Origin of the sequence: Candidatus Chloroploca mongolica (assembly GCF_004762035.2) — a bacterium.
GTDB classification, from domain to species: Bacteria; Chloroflexota; Chloroflexia; order Chloroflexales; family Chloroflexaceae; genus Chloroploca; species Chloroploca mongolica.
On record NZ_SIJK02000007.1, the window covers coordinates 1 to 17,609 of the forward strand.

Here is a 17,609-nt window from a genome sequence, read left to right on the forward strand (position 1 = left end):
GCGAAGAGGAGGGACTTGACAAACATTACCGTATCTCACTCCGTTCGGGGTGACATGGGCGGGCCGGTGCAACACACTGGTTGCTCTCGGCACCACTGGCCCGCGGGCCACTTGGTACTCGGGGTGACAGGGCGGGCGCAGCGGAGTGACAAGGAGAATGCCTTGGGGTGGCAAGGGCGCGCAGCGGGGGGGCCAACGCCAGCCATGTCATTCCGAACGGAGTGTTATAGCATTTCAGATGGCAGATTTTGGATTGCGGCACTGCCTTGCAAAGAAGGCGTTTTTTTGACGCAAAGGCGCAAAGGCGCAAAGGTTGGTTTGACGCAAAGGCGCAAAGGCGCAAAGGTTGGTTTGACGCAAAGGCGCAAAGGTTTTCGCGTCGGTGAGCGAACCCTTCGCGCCTTCGCGTGAGCTTATTTGCAAGCTATTGGGATGAGAGGCTGCCTGAAAAGCCTAAGAGGCTTGCCGGCCTCGCTCTATGCTACAAGCGCGTTGTGCCAGCCTCGATTTGTTGGCACAATGCGGTGACGCAGGCGTGCCAGCGCGGGCGTAGGCTGTAGACGCAGGCAAGGCGGAGCCGGGTGGCGTTGGCGTAGGCTGTGAGACGTGCTTGGGTTGCCGCGTCTGGGGCGTAACCTGTTAGCAGCGCTGTCTGGGCATGCCGGGCATGCGTCGGGCTGAGCAAGCCCTGATAGGCGCGCAGTTCGAGGTGAACGAGGACGTTGGCGAGATCCAGCGCTGGTTCGCCAGAGGCGATGGTGTCAAAGTCGAGCAGGCCGATCTGATTATGGTTATGAATCAAGATCTGCTTGTCGTAAAAATCGCGGTGTATCATCGTCATTGGGCCACATGTTGCGGTCAATGCGTCGGCGACTCTGTCGGCAAGCGGAGCAATCTGAGCAGCCAGCGCGGGCATATAGGTAGCGGTTAGAGCAAGCCAGCGCTCGAGCATCTGCCATTCGTCGTCGGGGCGATGGGGCTGAACGGCAGTCGGTGGTGGGGTTGCATGCCATTCGCGCAAGGCTCGCCCTGCCGCGTGTGCCCCGGCTTCAAGGGCAACCCCGCCAGCAAGTTGGTGAAGAGCGACGCCGGGCAGCGCTTGCCAGCGCATAATGCCGTTTGCTTCGTCGACGCTGAGCAGGCGCGGGGTGGCGAAATGGCGTGGGCGCAGGTTCGCCACAGCCTCACCGATTGCCGCCAGGTTCGCGGTGCGGGCAGGCCTGACGACCCGCGCAAAGACGGGGCGCTCTGCTTCGACGAGGCGGACGACGGCGCGTCGCTCGGGTTGATGCACAAACAGGCGTGCGCCCGGTTGTCGTACCAGCGCGGCTAAGCCAACAAGACGGCGATCGGCCCCGTGTAGATGCAAGCTGATGCGGCCCCCGGTCGTGCCTGAGTGCATTGTCACCGTATTTTCCGCCTTCGTCCCCTGAGGCAGCGACTCGGCAGACGGGGCCAGGGCATGCCATTGAGCAGGAACGATCATGCCGCTACCGGGGGCTTCATACTCCAACAAAAGATGCTCAGACGAACGCGGCCAGGCGCGCCGTAGATGCAGCGTGCGCTCGGCAAGGCCAGCATGTGCCGCAAGGTCGTATGGCACGGTCAGGGTAGCAAGGTTCGCGATAGGGTTAGCCGACATAGGCATCCTCTTTGATCTGGTATGGCGTCGTTTGGGCAACAAACACACGCGCAAGGATCGCTTCAGCCGTGGCAACGATGGCGTGAATGCGCACCGGCCAGTCTGGTTCGCGATAACGAAAGGGTTCAGGGGCAAGCCGCAGCAGGCCCAGGGCTGTGTAGAGGCTGATGCGCTGGTGACTCGGCGGAAGCGCAACTTCGGCGTAGCCTGCGCAAAGAACCTCGGTGAGCATGGCCGCCCGGTCGCCTGGCATGCGGCCAAGAGCGACCTGACGCTGCAGGTGCGCCGCAAAATTGCCGAGATCGGCAGCCGGATCGCCCCAGTGGGCATTGTCGAGGTCAAGCAGCGTCGCCGTGCGTCGCTCGGGATCAATCAGGATCTGATCGGCATAAAAGTCGCCATGCAGTGGCTGCGGATGGCGAAGACTCTGCGGCAGTTGCGCGGCAAAGACCTGGCAGAGGCGCCCGATCTGCGGCTGAAGCTCAGGACAGAGGGCGAGCAACGTGCGCGCATTCGCGTCAAGCGCCACGAAGGGCGTTGCCAGGACTGTCTGCGGCAGCCTGGGGGCTGGCTGGCGATGCAGGGTTGCCAGCGCTGCCCCCGCAAGACGAACTGCACGAAGATCGTCGCGTTCATCACGCACGAGCGTATCGAGTGGCTCATCGGGACGCCACGGGAAGATGAGGCCACGCACGTGATCGCTCGCCCCGCATGGCGGCACAATCGCAAGGGGCCCTTCGCTCTGGAAAGCCCCGGCGGCCTTGTGCGCCAGATGATAATCATTGGCCGCATAGAGCTTGAGCAGCGCGTCACCCCCGGCAGCTCCAACGAGCCGCCCAACATAACGGCGTTCGGGGCGGTAGCGTAAATGCACCAGAGCGGCCTGGTGAAGATCTTCACGCGCTGGGCAGAACTGCTTCAACAGAGACGCCCGGTTGGACGGGTTGGTCAGGTGCGCCAGGAAGGGCAAGGCCTGATCGTGCGGCCAGCTATAGAGCGCAATCTGCTCTTCGTCAAAAACAAGCCCGCCAACGCCGAGCGCCCCCGGTTGAGCGGCCAGTTGGGATGCACGGGCAAGTTTGGCACGGCCTGAAGGGGCATAGGTACAGGCATAGACCATGGTTGGGCCTTCAGGAAGACCGATGCGATAGCCAACCAGGCAGTTGGTACCTGGCTTGTAGCGGATGTAGCGCGGTTCGATCGCACCAATGGCGAGCGTCGGAAGCGCCCCACGAAGCAAGGCCCCAAAAGCCTCGGGGTCAAGCAAGTGAACCAGACCAGGAAGCGCCGGATCGCGCCGTGCCAGCGCCGCATCAGCGGACGATAACATACCTCTGCTCCTCGCTTGTAGAATGAAGCCGTTCTTCGCGTTGCATACGGTACAACGCCGCATAGTTGCCGTCAGCAGCGAGCAGATCGGCATGGGTTCCGCGTTCGCGCACCTCGCCACCTTCCATATAGAGAATCAGATCGACGTGCTCGACGGTCCGCAGGTCGTGCGCAATCATAAACGTGGTACGCCCCATCGTCAGCTGTTCGAGTGCCTCACTCACGGCGCGTTCGTTGGCCTGATCGAGACCAGTGGTTGGCTCATCGAGGAGAATGATCGGCGCACGACGAATAGCCGCACGGGCAATCGCAATGCGTTGGCGCTGGCCCCCCGAAAGCGTCGCGCCACGCTCGCCAAGGATCGTCGCGTAGCCCTGCGGCAATTGCAGAATAAACTCGTGAGCATTGGCGAGTTTCGCCGCTGCGATCACCTCGTCAAAAGAAGCACCCGGTGCGCCATAAGCGATGTTCTCACGGACACTGGTCGCAAAAAGGACGCTCTCTTGCAAGACGACGGCCATCTGGCGGCGGAGCGAGGCCAGGGTATAGGCGCGCACATCGCGCCCATCAATCAGCAGACGCCCTGCGGTGGGGGTATAAAACCGTAAGAGCAGACTCGCCAGCGTACTTTTGCCACCACCTGAAGGGCCGACCAGCGCCACGCGTGTTCCCGGCGCAATGGTGAGGCAAAGATCGTGGAGCACCGGCGTGCCCGGGGTATAGGCAAAGCTTACCTGGTCAAACGTGACCTCCCCGCGCAGCCGTGGCGCGGGCGCTGCACCAGGCAGATCGCGTATTTCGGGGGTAGTGTCGAGCACTTCAAGAACACGTTCGCCCGAGGCGCTCGCTTTGGCAATGCGTCCGGCATACTTCGACAGATCGCGCATTGGCTTGAAGGCACTCTTCAGATAGGCCGTAAAGACCAGCAAGTCGCCCAGCAGCATATCGCCACGCAATACAAGGGTAGCGCCGTACCAGAGCACCAGCGCCGTACCCAGCGCAACCAGACCATCCACCCGACGCTCTAAGCCAGCGGCGAGACGGCGTCCACGCACTCCTTCGCTCAGGCTCTTCTGGTTATGCCGCGCAAAGGCCCGTTCAAGCAGCGGTTCAAGCCCCAGCGCCTGCACAACTTTGATCGCCCCCAGCGTCTCGGCAGCCGAGGCCGCCAGCGCCCCTTCGCGCTTGCGCTCTTCGCGGGCAACCGTGCGGATCTGCTTGCCCATACGATTCATTGTAAGCAAAAAGATCGGAATTACCATGAGAGCAAGCAACGCCAATTGCACATTCATCCAGAGCATCACGGCGAGCATGCCAACCAGCGTGAGCAGATTCGCCGTCAAAGGCAGCATCGCCGTCACCGTGACCTCCTGGAGGCGGCCAATATCCCCGGTGAGCCGATTGATCAGATCGCCCGTGCGCGCTTTGCTGTGATAACTCAACGAGAGCCGCTGGATGTGACGGTAGAGATCGGCCCGCAATTCGATCATCACGCGGTTTCCGGCCAGGGCAAGCGCAACCGTGCTGAGATAGGCCAGCAGCGCACGGCTACCCGCGACAACAAGCACCATCAATGCAGCCACCGCGATGAGCAGCGGCGGATCGAGTTGCAACGGACGCGCGGCCAGACCGGTCACCTGCGGAACCAACACATAGTCCACCAGCAACTTGAGCGGCCAGGGTTCCAGCAAGCGCATCGCAATCTCACCAAGCAGGGCAAGACTACCGCCGGCAATCAAGGGTGCCTGAGGGCGCAGATAGGGCTGGAAGCGACGGACAAGCCGCACGCCATTGGCGGTATGGGCTTGCATCATCGCAACACGGGAATCGAGCCCGAGGCGTTGCACCCGTTGCTGGCCGGTCGCCACAAAACGCGCCCAGATCACCAGAAGCTGCGCGAGTAGCGCGGCGACACGCGATTCTATATGCTGCCGCAGCGTTGAGCATCGTTCGATGACGGCCTGTACACGGGGATGCTGAGCGACATTACGCATAACTGGCCCACTCCTGCGCTACCAGTTGCCCCTGGGCAATCGCGAGAATACGCCCGGCGACGGCATCCCAGGTGTACTGACCGAGCACCAAGTGCCGTCCGGCTGCACCAAGCTTGACCCGTAGCGCAGGGCTGTCGTGCAACGCGACCAGCGCATGCATCAGTGCCTCAGGATCACCCGGCGGACAGAGCAGACCAGTCTCGCCATGGGTAAGGATGTCGGCCACCTGCCCAACCTGGCTGGCAACAACGGGCAGACCAGCGGCCATATACTCAAAGAGTTTGAGGGGCGAAAAGTAGCAGCGCTCACGCGAAGGGTACGGCGCAGTCGCCACATCCATACGCGCCAGCAAACCAGGAATCGCCTCGGGCGAGACAGCCCCGGTGAACTCGACAACCGGGGCAAGGCCGGAGGCGTTGACCTGAGCTTCCAGTTTGTCCCGTTCCGGGCCATCGCCAACAAGCAGCAGGCGCGCAGAGGGCAGGCGCTGGTGCAGTTGGATAAAAGCAGCCAGCAATACCTCCAGGCCATGCCACGGTTTCAACGTGCCAACAAAGCCGACGGTATAGGTCGGATGCGACGCAGAGCGGGGCCTAACCGGAAAACGGTCGGGATCAACCCCGTTGGGCACGACAACAATCGACGTCTCGTTGGCAAATGTACGCAGATACGCGGCCACCTCTTGAGAAACGGCAAGCAGCGCCGTTGCCGTACGAAACAGCCGTTGGGCAACCTGCATCGCTCCGGCACGATTGATCAACTCGCGGTGCCGGATCTGCTCGTCAATGAGGGGAGCATTGACCTCAAGCAAACCTGGCACACCCGTGCGCTGCGCATACCCCATAGCAGCATAGCTCCAGAGGCTATAGCGCTCATAGACCAGATCAAACGGCCCTGAGCGCTCCAACGCAGCGGCCAGATCTTCATTCGCGGCGAGCAGCGCGGCTTCACGGATGCGCGTAGCGCCCTTTGGCGGAAGAGGCAACGGAACGCACGTCACTGCCGCCAGATCGGCTGGTAATGGTCCATCAAAACGACTGGCAAAGAGCGTAACCTTGAGACCACGGCGGAGCAAGGCACGTATGACTGCCTGGACATGCACCGACGAACCTTTCGTGCCAAAGACGGGCACCCCGGGATCAGCACAGACATAGGCTACGCGCATCGCGATACCTCCTTCATACGCAATGGCGCACACTCCGACGCCTCGGCAAACAACATCCGCAGGGCCTCACTATTCCGGGCACTATCAAACATCTGCTCAATGCGCTGGCGCGCCGCGAGCGCAAGGTCAACGCGTAGCGCTTCGTCGTCAAGCAGTGCGGCAAGGCTAGCCGCGAGCGACCCTGGATCGCGTTGGGGTACAAGCAGACCAGTCACGCCGTGTTCGATCAGTTCAGGAATACCGGTCACATCAGTAGCAACACACGGCGTACCAAGCGCCATCGCCTCAAGCAGCACCGTTGGCAGACCATCGCGATTGCCGTCGTTCCCGACCACACACGGGGCCGCAAAGACCGACCCACGCTGCACCAGATCAACCACCTCGCTCTGAGGGCGCGGCCCCACCAGGCGCACCTGAGCATCCAGGTTGAGACGGGTAATCTGCTGCGCCAGGGCCACCTGCTGATCGCCCGTGCCAACAATCAGGCAGGTAAACGTGCGGCCCTGATCGCGCAACAGCGCACACGCATCAATCAGCACATCAAAGCCCTTTTTCTCGACCAGACGTCCGACCGCAATGATCTGCTGTGGCCGGCCCATCGGAGCCTGGAACGGGAAGCACGCAAGTTCGAGGCCATTGTAAATCCGGCGCACCCCCGCCGCCGCCTCACCAAATTGGGTCTGCAAGTAGGCGACATTGTAGTCACTCACCGTGACGACCGCCGACGCATCGGCCAACTTATGCCGCATCTGCGTCGCATCAACCGACTCGTGGTAGAGATCTTTGGCATGCGCCGTAAAGCTATAGCTAATCCCAGCGAGACGAGCCGCCAGGCGGGCGACCGTCGTGGCAGAACTGGCAAAATGGGCGTGCAGATGGGTCAACCCGCGCTCGCGCACCAGGTCAGCCAGAGCAAGCGCCTGCGCCACATCGACAAGATCTTCGTTTTGCGCGGGGGCAAAACGCTCCCAAAAGAGCGGATCGCCTGCTGCGGCACGGCGCACCTGCGCCCAAAAATCACTGGCCCGCAACCCCTGCGACGGCAGATAAGTCACTGGTGCACGCACACGCGCCAACTGTTCGTGAAAGCGCCCCTCGGTGGGAGGGCGCAACGCAAAAATCTCAAGCTCGGTACCGGCAGCCTCGTGCGCCAGGATCTCGCTCACAATAAAGGTCTCGGAAAAACGCGGATACACTTTCAACACATACCCAATGCGTGGCGCAGATTCAATCAGCACAGGGGCTCTCCTTTATGTCAAACTGGCGAAAGGCCAGCGTTTGCACTAATTCGGCGACCCGATCCAGCGCGCCCATGTCGAGTTGGAGGCGCGGTTTTTGTTCAGGATCGGGCGTACGGGCAAGCCAAGTTGCGAGCGCAGTTGCCGAGAGACGGCGAGGATGCAGCATATCAACCAACCCCAGATCGCGCAGGCGTTGCGCCCGGATCAACTGCTCACGGCGGGGGGCCACCCGTGGCACCAGCAACGCACGGCGAGCAAGCGTCAGGATTTCGCAGACCGTGTTATAGCCAGCCATTGCGATCACCGCATCAGCACGTCGCATCAACGGCGTTGGTTCCTCTAGAAACGTCACCAGACGCAACCAGGGGCGCTCGGCGACCATCTGCTGTAAGGCAGCTTGCTCGCTAGCGGCCATCAACGGCCCGGTCAGGATGACCCCAACCATGCCCTCGGGCAAAGCCGCCCTGGCGAAAGAGCGGGCCAGCGCAAAACCATCCTGACCGCCGCCAACACAACAGAGCGCCATACGTGCATCTTCGGGCAAGTCGATCTTCGCGCATAGCGCCGCTTCCGCCTGCGGATCATCATCAAGAAAGGCGGCCCGATTGAGATAGCCGGTATAGATCAGCCTGGCTGCGACCTCAGCACTGAAGCCATATTCACGGACAGGATCAGCGATGCGTCGATCGCCATAGATCCAGACCTGGTCATAATAAGTTTCGACGGCGGCATTATTACCCTCAACCGCCCACTCGCGGCGGGCAACGGTCGGCTCATCGAGAATCTCACGCAAGCCAAGCACGCAACGCGCCTTCTTGCGCTCGCGCAGCCAATCGAGCGTCGGTCGCAATTCGCCAAACGCCCCCAGCGGCACTTTATCGGTCAGCAACAGATCGGGATCATACGAAGCGACCGCCGCTTTGATCGAACTGGCCCGCATGTCAAGCATCCGTCGCAACGAAATAGAAAGCGAACGGGGCCGATACAACCCATCCGACTCTTTGTGCAGAGCCGGCAACGTCAGGCAATCAATGCCCTCAGGGATCGCAAACGCCCCCATTTCACGCGCCCCACCAATCAACAAAATATTGGGGCGCGGCGTCAGACGCAGCAGTGCTCGTGCAAGCAACAGATTACGGCGCATGTGGCCGAGCCCCTGGGTATCGTGCGAGTAGAGCACAATCCGGCGAGGACGCGTTGCACTGGTGAGCCACTCTGTTGGAACATAGCCCGGCTCAAGGTACGGCTGAAGGATCAGCGGATTGCTCGCATTGAGCAGATGAGCATGCCTATCAATCACATGGGCCTCCTCACATTGTTACCCAGTGGCGAAGAAGGTGTGAGCAATGGCACTGGACATGGGCTTTGATCAGGTGGTATGCCCCAACAGAGGAACCCGAACAGCAAAAAATACATCCTCTGCGCCACGGATCACGTAAGCGTGGAGGATGGATGAAAAAGCCCGCACAAGGACATGCGCCCGATCAGCTTCGCTGATCGGGCGCATGTCCTTGTGCGGGCGTGATGCATGAGGGCGAAGCCCTCACACCTGGCCTCAGATCAGATCAAGGGCCAGCTTCAGATCATCGATCAAATCCTCGGGATTTTCGACGCCAATCGAGAGTCGGATCATCGCCGGGGTGATGCCCATTTCGATGCGCTCTTCAGGATCAACATCGGCGTGCGTCATCGTGGCGGGATGCTCGGCGAGCGACTCGGTACCACCGAGGCTGACTGCCAAATGGAAGAGTTTGAGCTCATCAAGCACGCGAAATGCTTCACGTTCGCCGCCCTTGACCTCAAACGAGATCATGCCGCCAGGCCCACTGCACTGACGCTGGAATACCTCGTATTGCGGATCGCCAGGCTTCAGACAGCCCAGATAATGCACCCGCTCGACAGCGGGATGTTCACTAAGAAAAGCCGCCACATGGCGCGCCGTCTTCATCTGCGCCGTCATCCGCAATTTCAGGGTCTCCAGGCTACGCATCAAGAGCCAGCCCGTCTGCGGCCCAGCCATCGTGCCCATAATGGTCCGCATCAGCTTGACCTGGGTCATCAATTCCTTGGAACCAAGACAGACACCGGCAATCACATCGCTATGGCCGCCAATATACTTGGTCGCCGAATAGAGCACGAGATCGGCCCCGTGCGTGAGCGGCTGTTGCCAGAGCGGGCCGAGAAAGGTATTGTCGACCGCCGTAATCACACGCTGATTGCCCCCGAGCCGCTGCGCAAAGGCCGCATACGCCGCGATATCCACCAGCGCATTGGTCGGGTTCGCGGGCGTCTCGATCAGGATCATCTTGAGACGGTCGGCCAGACCAAGCTGGCGCAACCGCATCTCGGCTTCCTCGGGAGGTGCCCCGGCGGCAAAACCAACCACCCGAATCTCAAACTGCGGCAACACATGCTTCAGCAGAAAATCGGTGCCCCCATAGACCGGCTCACTATGGAGAAGCACATCGCCCGGGCGAAGAAAAGAGAGCAACGTCGTACTGATGGCCGCCATGCCACTGGCAAACGTCGCCGCATCCTCAGCATCATCCCAGAGCGTCAGGCGATCTTCAAGGATCTCAAGATCAGGATTATTCAAGCGACTATAGATTAAGCCCATCTCTTCATCGGGTCGCTGACGACGCAAGCCATACGCCAGTTCAAAAAACGATTTGCCCTCCTCAGCCGTCTTAAACACAAAGGTCGACGTCTGAAAAATTGGACACTTCACGGCACCCTGTGAGAGCGCTGGCTTGTAGCCATAACTCATCATCAGACTCTCGGGGTGCAACGGGCGTCCCTCAAGATACCCCTCCGGTTTACGTTCAGCCATCCTGCTGCCTCCTTGCGGCTAGCACAGGGCCTCAACGCCCTGTGTTCGATCTCATAGTACGCGTACCTGCGCTGCTTTTCAAGTCAGGGAGAGGTGAAGTAGGGCTACGCTGAAAATGGGGGAACTTGGTTCCCCCATTTTCAGCGTAGCCCTAGATGTGAATTAGCAAAGGCTGGCGCTCAGCCAACAGCGCTACAACAACCAGAGTGAGAGTGTATAAATCACGATCCCAACCAGCCCCCCCACAATCGTCCCGTTAATGCGAATAAACTGAAGATCTCGTCCGAATTGAAGCTCGATTTTCCGCGTCACTTCCTCGGTCTCCCAGGCATTGACCGTCTGGGTGACAAATTCACCGGCAGTACGACCGTACCGCTGAACAATATAGCGCGACAAATCTTCAGTCCATCCATCAATCCGAGCACTCCATTCAGGATCGTTTTCCAGCACATCACCAAGGTTCGCGAGGCCGCGCGCAATCGACTCGCGCAGGGGCGATCCAGCCATAGTGCTCTGGGTCAACAGGCTCGCCTTCATATCTTGCCAGAGCTTGCTTGCCACATCACGAAACATCGGATGTTGCAGCAACTCTTGTTTTAACGCTTCCCCGCGCGCACGCACCTCAGGGTCATACTGGAGATCGACAATCCAGCGGTCGAGCGTCTGGGTAAACTGCGTATAGAGAGGATGGTCAGGATCTTCGCTCAATTCAGCCAGTGTCCGACGAACGCTATCGAGCAGGCGCTCGTAGATCTTCTGGTCAACAATGCGCGGCATCCACGCTGGCAATTCGCCGGCAATGCGTTTGCGGATTGCCTCCTGATTCGCTTCCACCCACTGGGTCAAGACCCGGGCAAGTTGCAGCAAGACATCGCGCTGGCGCTGTTCGACCACAACCACCCCAAGCAGTTGCGCAATCATTGGCGTCACCGGAACCCCGGCAACACGATCACTGAGGGTGCGTTGGATGGCGGCACCGACTTCGTCATCATTTGCCACCCGCAGCAATCCGGTCAGACTCTCGGCGGCCAGATCAGCAAGCTGGTTACTCCGCTCGGGCTGACGCAACCAGCGCGCCAGCCGACTGGCAACATTCTGTCGCCGCAGCCGTAAAGCGATTTTGTCAGGATCAAGAAAGTTGCGCTCGATAAACCGACCGAAACTCTCGGCAATGCGCTCTTTGCGTCGTGGAACGATGGCGGTATGCGGAATGGGAATGCCAAGCGGGTGACGAAAGAGGGCCGTCACCGCAAACCAGTCAGCAATCGCCCCAATCATCGCCGCTTCGGCAAAAGCGCGCACAAAGCCAATCCACGGGGCCATCTCGCGGTAGATCGACGTGATTACGAAAAGGATGCTCATCGCAATGAGCAAGCCGGTGGCAATGCGTTGCATCTTGCGCAGAGCAAGTGCGCGTTGAGCTTCATCCATAGCTCTGTCTATTTCTCACTCAAACCAGGGTTGGTCTCATTCAACAAGGTTCATCTTCCTCTGTGATTGTACAGCACCTTGAGCCTCCTGGGTGCCTATAGCTCCGAGGAATTCGTTCTTGCGCTTGTTCCGCGAAAGAACCTGGACTTCAGGGCGACAGCCCTGTACACAAAAAGAAACTGCACCTTGTGGTATATTTACCCCATGCACTATCAGATTCTCCGGTTGACCTTCTGGCTGCTTCTGTTAGGCGGGCTCGCTCTGGCGCTCATTCTCGCACCCCGGGCGATCCTGGCGCAGGATGGGCGATCCCATCCCTTTGTGGTCTACTTACCCCACGTTACTCAGGCTGATGCTTTTACTTATATCCCAAAACTCTGGTCACATACTGAGCCTCCGGCACGACACGAGGTGACATTGTTGCGCTGTACGTTGCATCTGCCAACTCCGTTGAACCAGGCCGAGCTTCAGGTGTTTGCTGATACACGCTATCAAGCCTGGGTGAATGGAGTCGTCGCAGGTCGCGGGCCGGCGCGGTTTTCCCATATGCGCCGTGAGTATGATCGCTTGCCGTTGAGCAATCTCCCGGCAGGCTCACTCGTGCTGGCTGTCCAGGCCCAGTGGGCACCCAATCTGCGTCGCTCTGAGTCGGTCGATCCGCATGTCCAGATGCGGCTGGTAACACCTGGTTTTACGCAGGTACTCACGCCTGAACAGTGCCGTGCCTGGCGAAGCACGGCCTGGAACCCTCATCCGGCCCATGTTCACGCTTGGGGCATCCTTGGGCCTTCCGAACAACTCGATCTCCGGTTGTTGCCTGTAGCTTGGCAAGCGCCAGTTTTTGATGATCGTACCTGGTCACCGGCAGTCCTCCGTCCCGGCCCTGGCGCAACAACAATCTACCAGCCGCGCTCGATTGCGCAACTTGTTGATGTTCCTATAACCGCTCGTGTTCACACCGCCGGGTATCTGGCCCCCGGTTTGCGTGTCGGGGCCTTGCCTCCCCAGAACGATGGGTCGGCCCAGTATCGGTTTACCCTCACTCAGACAACGCCGATCACGCTGATGATGCTCACTAACCCTGGCTATACCCAGCCGCCTTCGTCGGTCAACCTGAATGCCGTGCCCCTTGTCTGGTCACCTGTGCCCAATGCTCCACCGGATCTGCGTCAGTCTCAGACCCAACTCGGTCCGGGGCAACATCTGCTACAGGTGAACGGACTCAACCCCGGCGATGAGCCCTGGGCTTTTGCTATTAGTCAGGCCGCAACCCAACTGACGCCGCCACCAACCCAGACGGGCCACGCCGGACGACGCCTTTTGCTCGCCGATCTCGTTCCCGCTGAAGGAGTCGTTGCCATTCGCCCAGGCGCACAACTCGACCTGTTATTTCAACAGGGGCCAGCCTATGTGGTGCTTGATCTCGGGCGGACGATCCACGGGCGGCTCGTTGCCGAGGTGGAAGGACCAGCAGGAACCGTCGTTGATCTCGGGTGGGACGAGCGGCTCTGGAACAATGTTCGCCCGTTGCCGCATCCCGGTTCGCTCCATCCTGAATGGAATCAGGTCGATACCTGGGTGCTGGCCGAAGGCATCCATACGCTGACCACGCTTGATGCACGCGCAGGCCGCTATGTGTTGATTGCGGTCTGGGGCGAAGAGCCGGTCACGTTGCGCCATGTTCAGGTCTACGAAGAACGCTACCCGGTCACGTTGCAGGGAAGTTTTACCAGTTCCAATGCGCGTCTCGATCAGATCTGGATGCTTGGACCAACGACGCTCTATCCTTCGATGCAGGATGCCTATGCTGACCCCTGGCGCGAGCGCGGCCAGTGGTGGGGTGATGCCCATATTGCCGACCGCGTCAATCAGGTCACCTTTGGCGAAACAGCTCTGTTGCGCCGCGGGCTCCAACAGATCGCGGATTCCGTTACCGACGGTCCACCAACGGCGTTTGCCCCCAACGGAACCGAATTTCTGCTCGACTATGGGATGCTCTGGATCCAGAGTGCCTACGAGTATGGAACGCTCACCGGCGACTGGGCTTTTGTTGCGTCCCTCTATCCCAGGATGGTGACGTTTATGCACTTCCTGGCGGCCAATGAAGATCCTCAAACAAACCTGCTCGATCTCAGTCGGATCGATAGCCCGATCCGGATTGCCTATTTTGATTCGATCAGTTACTGGGATCGTATGGGCCAAAGTACTGCGATCAATGCCTTCTATTATCGGGCCTTGCACAATATGGCCGCCATCAACCAGGCCCTGGGCCGCGACGACGAAGCTGAACGCTGGCAAGCACGCGCCATTGCCTTGCGTACCCGCATCAACCAGTTGCTCTATCGGCCTGCCGAAGGTCGCTATATGGCCGGGTTGCTGAACGGTACCCTTACCCCAGCCACCCCCCAGGCCCAGTCGGCAGCGCTCACCTTCGGGTTGCCGCCCGACGGCACCACTGATCGCGTGACCGATGCAATGCTCGAAATGCTAGGCACGCCCCAACAACCCCGTGTGCAAGTGCTCGGCCTCTACTATGTGCTCGAGGGCCTCGGGCAGGCCGGACGAATTGATGATGGCCTGGATGTCATCGAACGCTTCTTTGGGTTTATGCTTGACCGCGGGGCCACAACCTGGTGGGAAAATCTCGGGGCCGACCAGACCTACCGGGCCAGTCTCTCGCACGCCTGGGGAGGCTCGCCAACCTGGTTTCTCTCAACCTACGCCCTCGGTGCGCAACAACTCGACCAGGGGCGCTGGCGCGTTGATCTGCACCACTCGCGCCTCACCGAAATGCACGGCACCATCCCGCTCGCCGAGGGCCTTCTCAGCGTCCACCGGGTCGTCAATCCTTGCCAAGAAATGACCGTAACGCTCACCGCCCCCGTTGGCACAACCGGCGTCGTCAGGTTGCCTGACGCCGCTCACATCGTGAGCCTCTCCCTTGATGATCACGTCATCTGGGCGCGCGACACAGCAGCGACCAGCACCAGCGTGACCCTTGTGGACACAGCGCTGGAAATCGCGCTTGACGGGGGAAGCTATCAGTTGCACACCCATCGGCACTGCGATCGTGCCGTACCATAGGAGAACGTAGCTATGCAATGGTCTCAGCGTCTGCTCCTCCTTCTTATCATGGCCCTCCTGGTCACTGCCTGTGCCTCCCAACCTGCCGCAGAACCAGATGAACCAATCAGGACTCCTCCTGTCTTTGGTGTCGAAACAAGCCGCAATGTGCTGGGAAGATCAGAGATCGTCCAGACCAGAGCCGCTGAACTGGGCGTCACCTGGTTGCGCCTCAATAGCGTCAGGTGGGACGAAGTCCAGCCCACGCCCGAGAGTGACTACGATTGGAGTGTCTTGAGTGGCTTTGAAGCCGATCTAGCGATGGCCCGTGAACTTGGCATGGAGCCGACGGTCATTATTCGTGGGTCACCCCACTGGGCCACGGTGTTTCCCTCAAATTGCGCGGCGGTCAAAGAAGAGAGTTTTCCCGCCTTTGCCGCCTTTATCGAGGCCCTCGTGACGCGCTATCGTGACCAGGTACAGTACTGGGAATTTGGCAACGAACCGGATGCCGATCCGCGCCTCGTTGCGATTGACCAGGTCTATGGCTGCTGGGGCAACATTGACGACCCTTACTATGGCGGCGAGCACTACGGTCGCATGTTGCAAGCCGTCGCCCCGGCGGTACGGCGGGCCAACCCCGAGGCACAGATTGTCATCGGCGGCCTGATGCTCGATCGACCCGAGACAACTGACCCCACCAAAGGCAAACCCGAGCGTTTCTTTGAAGGCATTCTTCGCTCGGGCGCCGCCGACTCATTTGATATTGTGGCCTTCCATAGCTACCCCTTCTTTGCCCGCCTGGGCTACGATCACGATCTGGGTCTCTTTGATCCCGAAATTATTGTGTTCGATGATCGTTGGGGGCCACTGGGCGGCTTTTCGCTCGGCAAAGTCAAATTCTTGCGTGAGGTGATGGATCGGTACGGCGTCGAAAAGCCCCTCTGGCTCAACGAGGCCGGGCTTGTCTGCCATTCGCGCGATGACAAGTGTGATCCTGAGTTGCCAGAACATTTTCAGGCACAAGCCGATCATATTGTGCGCCTAGTGGCCCGCGCCGCCGCGCATGACGTACGCATGGTAACATGGTACACCCTCAATGGCCCTGGCTGGCGCGGGGCCGGTCTGCTTGACCGTAGCCAGGAACCACGCCCGGCCTTTGTTGCCTATCGCCATATGATTGCCACGCTGCAAGGCTATCGCCGCATCGAACCGGTTGATTATGGTCAGCCTGACACTATCGAGGGCTATCGTTTTCACAAAGACGAGACCGTGGTCGATCTGCTCTGGTCACGGTCAACGATGAACCAGACGGTCACCCTGCCCGCCGATCAGGTGATCAGCGTTACCGCACTGGACGGAACGGAACTGTTACCATCGCGCGTTGCCACAAGCGATGGCACGATTGAACTACCGATCGGATTTGATCCGATCTATCTCGAACGGCTCCCCTGAAAGGATTGAGTATGGCCTGGTATCAGCGCCTTCTTCTTGTTAGCCTGGTTTTGTTGATCGTCGTTGGTGGGGCCGCAGCAACATTGGCCCAACCGCCTACCCCGGCCCAATCACCCTATACGCTCTATTTCCCGGTGATGGGGCGCAGCGGGGCAACCCCGATCTTTGGGATTGAAACCTGGCCCAATGCACTGGCTAATTCTGACGCCCTGCGCACCCAGGCCGCCAATCTCGGGGCGACCTGGGTACGCCTCAACAGCGTCCGGTGGGATCTCGTTCAACCCGAAGAGAACGGGCCCTACAACTGGGCAGCGTTGCAAAACTTTGAACGCGATCTCGCTGCGGCCCGTCAGGCCGGGGTGACCCCAACCGTCATCATCCGTGGCTCACCACGCTGGGCCACCATCGTTCCTTCCAACTGCGCCGCCATTAAAGATGAGGCCTTCCCGGCCTACGCGGCCTTTGTCGAAGCCCTCGTCAGTCGTTACCGCGATCAGGTGCAATATTGGGAATTTGGCAACGAGCCCGATATCGATCCGGTGCTGCTGCAACCCGACCAGATTTTTGGCTGCTGGGGCGATATTCGCGATCCCTACTATGGCGGTGATCGCTATGGGCGCATGCTCAAGGCCGTCGCACCGGCCGTACGTCGGGCCAACCCACAGGCCCAAATCATCCTCGGCGGGCTCTTGCTCGATCGCCCCGATACGACAGATCCCACCCGTGGCAAGCCTGAACGCTTCTTTGAAGGCGTGCTGCGGGCCGGTGCCGCCGATTCGTTTGATATCGTGGCCTTTCATGGCTATCCATCCTTCACAGGGCGTTATCCCCTCGACCACGACCTGCAGGCTAATTCGGTCTGGACACCGCTGGGTGGGGTGACCCTGGGCAAAGCACGCTTTTTACGCGAGGTGATGAGCCGCTATGGCGTCGACAAACCGCTCTGGCTCAACGAAACGAGTCTGCTCTGTACCAACTGCTCCGATCTCTTGTTCCCGACCTTTTCGATTGCCCAGGCCGACCACGTTGTGCGCGTGATGGCACGTGCTGCTGGCAACCAGATCGATATGGTCGCCTGGTATACCCTCAATGGCCCCGGCTGGCGCAATTCAGGTCTGCTTGATGGGCAAAATCGCCCGCGCCCCGTCTTTATTGCAATGCAACATATGATCCGGCTGACCCGCGGCTATCAACAGGTAGAGATCATTGATTACGGCCAACCCGAAGCGATCGAAGGCTATCGCTTCACCAATGGCCCTCGCCAGATTGATGTGCTCTGGTCGCGCTCGGCCGAAAACCAAACGGTGAGCATCCCAGTCGGACAGTTTTTTATGGCAACCTCGCTCGATGGGGTGGAATTAGACGAGTCACTTATGCAACGGGTGGGTGACGAGTTTCACGTAACCATCGGGTTTACCCCTATCTTTATCGAGCGTCGGAAATAGCAAATGGAGGCACG

General features: G+C 59.8%; 11 protein-coding genes. 3 read left to right on the forward strand and 8 right to left on the reverse strand.

Annotated elements, in window-relative coordinates:
- Window positions 1-481 precede the first annotated feature (481 nt).
- The 8 genes from EYB53_RS05540 to EYB53_RS05575 form a co-directional block, all read right to left on the reverse strand.
- The gene (locus EYB53_RS05540) at window positions 482-1,642 is read right to left on the reverse strand and encodes an aminoglycoside phosphotransferase family protein (RefSeq protein ID WP_167857274.1); all 1,161 of its coding nucleotides are present in this window, start codon (window positions 1,640-1,642) and stop codon (window positions 482-484) included.
- Window positions 1,632-2,972: an aminoglycoside phosphotransferase family protein gene (locus EYB53_RS05545; RefSeq protein WP_167857275.1), complete on the reverse strand. Its 1,341-nt coding sequence runs from the start codon at window positions 2,970-2,972 to the stop codon at window positions 1,632-1,634. The genes EYB53_RS05540 and EYB53_RS05545 overlap by 11 nt, the downstream gene beginning before the upstream one ends.
- Window positions 2,956-4,965, reverse strand: coding sequence for an ABC transporter ATP-binding protein (locus EYB53_RS05550; protein ID WP_205712585.1), 2,010 nt, complete (start codon window positions 4,963-4,965; stop codon window positions 2,956-2,958). The genes EYB53_RS05545 and EYB53_RS05550 overlap by 17 nt, the downstream gene beginning before the upstream one ends.
- Window positions 4,958-6,130, reverse strand: a complete 1,173-nt coding sequence (locus tag EYB53_RS05555; protein WP_135477223.1) for a glycosyltransferase family 4 protein — start codon at window positions 6,128-6,130, stop codon at window positions 4,958-4,960. Before EYB53_RS05555 ends, EYB53_RS05550 begins: the two co-directional genes overlap by 8 nt.
- Window positions 6,121-7,368: a glycosyltransferase gene (locus tag EYB53_RS05560; RefSeq protein WP_135477224.1), complete on the reverse strand. Its 1,248-nt coding sequence runs from the start codon at window positions 7,366-7,368 to the stop codon at window positions 6,121-6,123. Before EYB53_RS05560 ends, EYB53_RS05555 begins: the two co-directional genes overlap by 10 nt.
- On the reverse strand, window positions 7,358-8,671 hold the full coding sequence (locus EYB53_RS26370) for a glycosyltransferase family protein (RefSeq protein WP_135477225.1): 1,314 nt from the start codon (window positions 8,669-8,671) through the stop codon (window positions 7,358-7,360). The genes EYB53_RS05560 and EYB53_RS26370 overlap by 11 nt, the downstream gene beginning before the upstream one ends.
- A 255-nt stretch (window positions 8,672-8,926) precedes the next feature.
- Complete coding sequence (locus EYB53_RS05570; RefSeq protein ID WP_135477226.1) at window positions 8,927-10,201, reverse strand: cystathionine gamma-synthase family protein; 1,275 nt, start codon at window positions 10,199-10,201, stop codon at window positions 8,927-8,929.
- Between the two features lie 192 nt (window positions 10,202-10,393).
- Window positions 10,394-11,632, reverse strand: a complete 1,239-nt coding sequence (locus EYB53_RS05575) for a DUF445 domain-containing protein (RefSeq protein WP_135477227.1) — start codon at window positions 11,630-11,632, stop codon at window positions 10,394-10,396.
- Window positions 11,633-11,836: 204 nt separating this feature from the next.
- Here EYB53_RS05575 and EYB53_RS05580 point away from each other — a divergent pair, with 204 nt between their 5' ends.
- The 3 genes from EYB53_RS05580 to EYB53_RS05590 are packed head-to-tail and all read left to right on the forward strand — an operon-like array spanning window position 11,837 to window position 17,595.
- The gene (locus EYB53_RS05580) at window positions 11,837-14,716 is read left to right on the forward strand and encodes an alpha-L-rhamnosidase-related protein (protein ID WP_135477228.1); all 2,880 of its coding nucleotides are present in this window, start codon (window positions 11,837-11,839) and stop codon (window positions 14,714-14,716) included.
- A gap of 12 nt (window positions 14,717-14,728) precedes the next feature.
- Entirely contained in the window at window positions 14,729-16,150 is a 1,422-nt protein-coding gene (locus EYB53_RS05585; RefSeq protein ID WP_135477229.1) for a cellulase family glycosylhydrolase, read from the forward strand.
- An 11-nt stretch (window positions 16,151-16,161) separates the two neighbouring features.
- Complete coding sequence (locus tag EYB53_RS05590; RefSeq protein WP_135477230.1) at window positions 16,162-17,595, forward strand: cellulase family glycosylhydrolase; 1,434 nt, start codon at window positions 16,162-16,164, stop codon at window positions 17,593-17,595.
- The last annotated feature ends 14 nt before the right edge of the window (window positions 17,596-17,609 follow it).